Here is a 5145-nt window from a genome sequence, read left to right as displayed (position 1 = left end):
GTGTGTACAAGGCCCGGGAACGTATTCACCGCGCCATGGCTGATGCGCGATTACTAGCGAATCCAGCTTCGTGGGGTCGGGTTGCAGACCCCAGTCCGAACTGGGACCGGCTTTCAAGATTGGATGTAATTTACATTACACCGTCCCTCTGTACCGGCCATTGTAACACGTGTGTAGCCCCGGACGTAAGGGCCGTGCTGATTTGACGTCATCCCCACCTTCCTCACACCTTACGGTGGCAGTGTCTCCAGAGTGCCCAGCTTAACCTGATGGCAACTGAAGAGAGGGGTTGCGCTCGTTATGGCACTTAAGCCGACACCTCACGGCACGAGCTGACGACAACCATGCAGCACCTTCACAGAGACCCCGAAGGGCGTCATTATCTCTAAATCCTTCCTCTGCAATTCAAGCCCGGGTAAGGTTCCTCGCGTATCATCGAATTAAACCACATGTTCCTCCGCTTGTGCGGGCCCCCGTCAATTCCTTTGAGTTTCACCGTTGCCGGCGTACTCCCCAGGTGGGATGCTTAATGCTTTCGCTTAGCCGCTGATACAGGTACCAACAGCGGGCATCCATCGTTTACTGTGCGGACTACCAGGGTATCTAATCCTGTTCGATACCCGCACCTTCGAGCTTCAGCGTCAGTTGCGCTCCCGTCAGCTGCCTTCGCAATCGGAGTTCTTCGTCATATCTAAGCATTTCACCGCTACACGACGAATTCCGCCAACGTTGTGCGTACTCAAGGAAACCAGTATGCGCTGCAAGTCAGACGTTGAGCGTCTACATTTCACAACACACTTAATCTCCGGCCTACGCTCCCTTTAAACCCAATAAATCCGGATAACGCCCGAACCTTCCGTATTACCGCGGCTGCTGGCACGGAATTAGCCGGTCCTTATTCGTATGGTACCTGCAAACAATCACACGTGATTGACTTTATCCCCATACAAAAGCAGTTTACAACCCATAGGGCCGTCATCCTGCACGCTACTTGGCTGGTTCAGACTTCCGTCCATTGACCAATATTCCTCACTGCTGCCTCCCGTAGGAGTTTGGACCGTGTCTCAGTTCCAATGTGGGGGACCTTCCTCTCAGAACCCCTACTGATCGTTGCCTTGGTGGGCCGTTACCCCGCCAACAAGCTAATCAGACGCATCCCCATCCATAACCGATAAATCTTTTATCCTTATCTGATGCCATCAAAGGATTACATAAGGTATTAGTCTGCCTTTCGGCAGGTTATTCCTTAGTTATGGGAAGGTTGGATACGCGTTACTCACCCGTGCGCCGGTCGACGTCCATTCGGTGCAAGCACTAAATGCCGTTTCCCCTCGACTTGCATGTGTTAAGCCTGTAGCTAGCGTTCATCCTGAGCCAGGATCAAACTCTCCATTGTAAAATATGTTTGGGTGATTAGTAATAGGTAAGAAGGGTAATAAATACCAACTTAACCCAAAACTTCACCGAGTAATCTCTGTTTCAGAATGCTTATCCTTTAGTATCAAGTTTTAAAAGCACCTTTTCCTATATAGGAATTCAATTGAATTGATCGGTTCGTTTCTTTTACCCATCTATTTGATTCATAACCAAACAGACGCTTCTTGTACTACTTCTCTGTTTATGTAAATCTTTTCAAAGAACTCTTTCTTTATATGCTTTAAGTAACTTACCAGGTGGCTTGTTTTGTAAAGCGAATGCAAAAGTATATAGAAATTCCTTTTCCACCAAATGTTTTGAAGATTATTTTTCAAAAAACTTAAAAAATAACCAAAACCTTGACACAAATCAACCAAAACAGCATCAGACAACCCCTATCACAGTTCTGGAAGCTATAAAAAACAAAAATAGCGCTACAAAGCCACAAAACAAGAAATAAACCCTTAAACGCAAAATCGAAAACAAAGGAAGTTTCAATTTTAGCCAAAAAAAACAAATACCTATAATAGAACAAAACTATATATTAATGCCACCAAAGTAGGCGCGCCCTGCTTTAAAATAATAGCTGGACTACTTGTAAAACCGCCATAAATAGCTACCAATGCTACATATGTCAAAAGACAACGCGCCCAAAACAAATCATTCGTTACCCAAACAGCTATTAAAATCAGCACTGCCAATAAAAGGTTATAGACACCTTAATTTTTAAATAACGTAGATACAGATGGGCGACTTAATTCCTCCACATCCATATTAAAAGTACGCGCAGTTGTTCTCGATTTAGTAAATATCGTTTCAAGACACATTATATATATGTGTTCGACAGCTACCAATGTAGCTAAAATCATAAAAGTAATATCCATATACAAGCCTTATATTATTATAAAGGAAAAATCTACACCTTGCCAATATTAAATAGACAAGATGCAGATTTATATTTATCAACATTTTCTGTTCTATCAATGTAATAAATACCACAATGCTTCTCCGAGACACTTTCCACAGAAATAAATCATATATACGGAAAATACAGCCAAAATCCACCTATACCTCCGTGAACATCGCTGGAGAATCAAGGACAGAACGTCATTATTCATAATCAGATTACTTTGTAGCCTTAGCCTCTGGAGCCTCACCAATGAGATCCATAAACTGATCAAGCTTTGGAGTAATGATAATCTGCGTACGGCGGTTACGCTGCTTACCCAACTCAGTATCGTTAGTTGCAAGTGGGTTATACTCACCACGACCACCAGCTGTCAAACGCTTAGGATTAACATTGAAATGATCTTGCAGATATTGTACTACAGATGCTGCACGCAAACAAGAGAGATCCCAGTTATTGCGGATATTCTTCATCTTGTCATTTGCGGTATTGATAGGCACATTATCAGTATTACCTTCGATTAGAACATCATAATCTTTATAATCGGTAATAATCTTTGAAATCTTACTTAAAGTCTGCTCGGCACGATCGTTAATCTCGTAAGAACCACTCTTATAAAGCATATTATCAGCTAAAGAGATATATACAACACCCTTCAGAACTTGTACATCAACTTCCTTCAACTCCTCACGACTCAACGAGCGAGTAAGGTTATTCGTCAGCACCATATTCAATGAGTCACTCTTCGACTTCACCTCTACTAAATGGCGAATATACTGATTACTCTCATTGATTTGATCAACAAGCTTCGAAATATTTATGTTGTTCGAATTAGCATTTCTCAAACTATTGTCAAGACTTCCTTGTAGTGCAGCAGCACTTTCTCTTGCCTGAGCCAACTGATCCTCCAAGCTCTTAATGCGAGCATTATTGGCTGCAATTGTTTCCTTCGCACTCTGATAGTCTTCCGTAAGTTTACTATTCTCTGTACGACAATTCTCCAAATCCTTTTTGCTGGCACAACTACTGAAAGCAAGCGCACCAACGAATAAAGCACCTATAAAAAGACCTTTTTTCATAATAGTATAATCGTATTTGTTTGTATTCTGCTACAAAGATATATCATAAACTAGTCCAAAGCAAGTGATTAGACGTATGCTTTAGTTATTTTAACTTTCATCTGTTGTATTCATGATACAATTTGATAAAATTATACAGAACTTGTTGCAAGAGAATAAAAGAGCACATATTACAAGCCAAGATATTTATTAAAGTGTATCTAACTGAAAATAAAGAAGTTACCTTTTTAGTATAACTATACTGGTAACGATTTGGAAACGAGCGAGCTACTTGGCTTCGCTGTTTTCTGCCTAACAAAGAACGCTTGTTATTCTTTTTGCAAAGATAATACTTTGCTGGCGAACAACAAGCGTTTTTAATGAGATATTCTTCTTTCTGCACTTTTATAATGCGATTTGTGATTGGACTACAATCCACGTCCTCGCTTCTTCTTTCTGTTGGCTTGGTTCCTGAGCTTGCGCTGCCACGCTGTTTCTGCATAGTCATTGCCTTGTGTACTTGGTGTAATCAAATCGCCCAACCCTTCCACCACATCATCGGCTGCACCAACGATGGTGTCTGCCACTGCACCAATGGAGTTCTGCGCTTGTGGCGTGTCATTGTCTCGTGAGATAGAGGAACGACTTGGAGGCACAAGTTGATAACCTGCATCAGGTTGTTCTTTCTTTTCTGTTGCCTCTTGTATTATTCGATATGTTTTCTTTGGTTCTTCCTTGTTGGTTATTTCAAAGTTTTTCTGCAAGGAACGGTAGCCAAACTCCCTGCCCACTTCCGATGCCTTGAAAGATTGTCCGCCAAATGAGAACTTCAAACCATAGACCTTGCCCTGCTTGTTCTTCATGTGCTCTATGGTAATACCATTCTTGTTCAACTCGTAAAGGAACATGGAGTGTCCCGTGATGCCTGTACCTTTATACTTGTCAAGCAGGGAATAACAGATTTGTTGCACCTCTTTCTTTGTTTGCTCTCTCGTTGGGTTAGATTTTTCATTTTGGTATTTTTTGTCTATCTTGACCTCCTTTGCGATAGTCAAATTTTTCTCCCTGCTTATTTCCTCCGCCACTCTCGCTGCCCTGTTGCTCACAAAAGTGGTATCATAGACTTCTCCATATAGGCTGATGCGGTTGGCGATGATGTGAATGTGTCTGTTGTCGGTGTCCTTGTGCGTTACTGCCACCCATTGGTGGTTATCAAGTCCCATTTGTTTGGCAAACAGATGGGCTATCCTCATAAGTTCGGACACAGGCAGCTTTTTCTCGTCCTGAGGTGCGATGCCTATTTCAATGCGGAGGAACTTGTTCCTGCAACGGCTGTTATAGTCGCTGACCACTTTCATTTCCTCATAGATAGTCTTTGGCTCCCTGCTGCAAAGATTGTGGAAGGCAAGCCGATAGCCGAGCTTGCCCTCTCTGAAGATATAGCCCAGAGCCGTGCTGCCATGCGCTATCGCCTTACATTTTCCTATCATCTCTTGTTAGATTTAAGACCTTATATATCTCATCGTTCACATGAAAATGGGGGTCGTAAAATCGCTTAAATGCCTCTTTGGCACATAGCGAAAGGTTCTGTGTAATATGTACCCATCTCTCATCTTTTACTTTGATGAGGTTAGAAATCTGCCCGTAGAACCGTCCTGTATGCTGAAGTATACAAATGGCTTCCCTTTCATTGTCGGTCATCTTGGGAACGGCTGCCACCTCTCCACTTAGGAGTATCTCACGGCAGTAATCGGAAAACTTACG

3 protein-coding genes, 1 rRNA gene and 1 pseudogene are annotated in these 5145 nt (G+C 42.5%); all 5 read right to left on the bottom strand.

What is annotated here, in order from left to right; all coding sequences use genetic code 11:
• Positions 1-1396, bottom strand: a 16S ribosomal RNA gene (locus tag HMPREF9969_RS08195); the annotation flags it as partial.
• 541 nt (positions 1397-1937) lie between these two features.
• A pseudogene (locus HMPREF9969_RS12610) lies at positions 1938-2285 on the bottom strand (DUF1304 domain-containing protein).
• A gap of 256 nt (positions 2286-2541) precedes the next feature.
• Positions 2542-3402: an OmpA family protein gene (locus HMPREF9969_RS08190; RefSeq protein ID WP_009435349.1), complete on the bottom strand. Its 861-nt coding sequence runs from the start codon at positions 3400-3402 to the stop codon at positions 2542-2544.
• A 407-nt stretch (positions 3403-3809) separates the two neighbouring features.
• Complete coding sequence (locus tag HMPREF9969_RS08185; protein WP_009435350.1) at positions 3810-4871, bottom strand: relaxase/mobilization nuclease domain-containing protein; 1062 nt, start codon at positions 4869-4871, stop codon at positions 3810-3812.
• A partial coding sequence (locus tag HMPREF9969_RS08180) for a hypothetical protein (protein ID WP_036895546.1) occupies positions 4855-5145 on the bottom strand: 291 nt, incomplete at its 5' end. The genes HMPREF9969_RS08185 and HMPREF9969_RS08180, both read right to left, overlap by 17 nt.

Source organism: Prevotella sp. oral taxon 306 str. F0472, from assembly GCF_000257925.1.
Classification (GTDB): Bacteria; Bacteroidota; Bacteroidia; order Bacteroidales; family Bacteroidaceae; genus Prevotella; species Prevotella vespertina.
The sequence above is the reverse complement of the archived record's forward strand: the minus strand, read 5'-3'. Positions and strand labels throughout refer to the sequence as shown.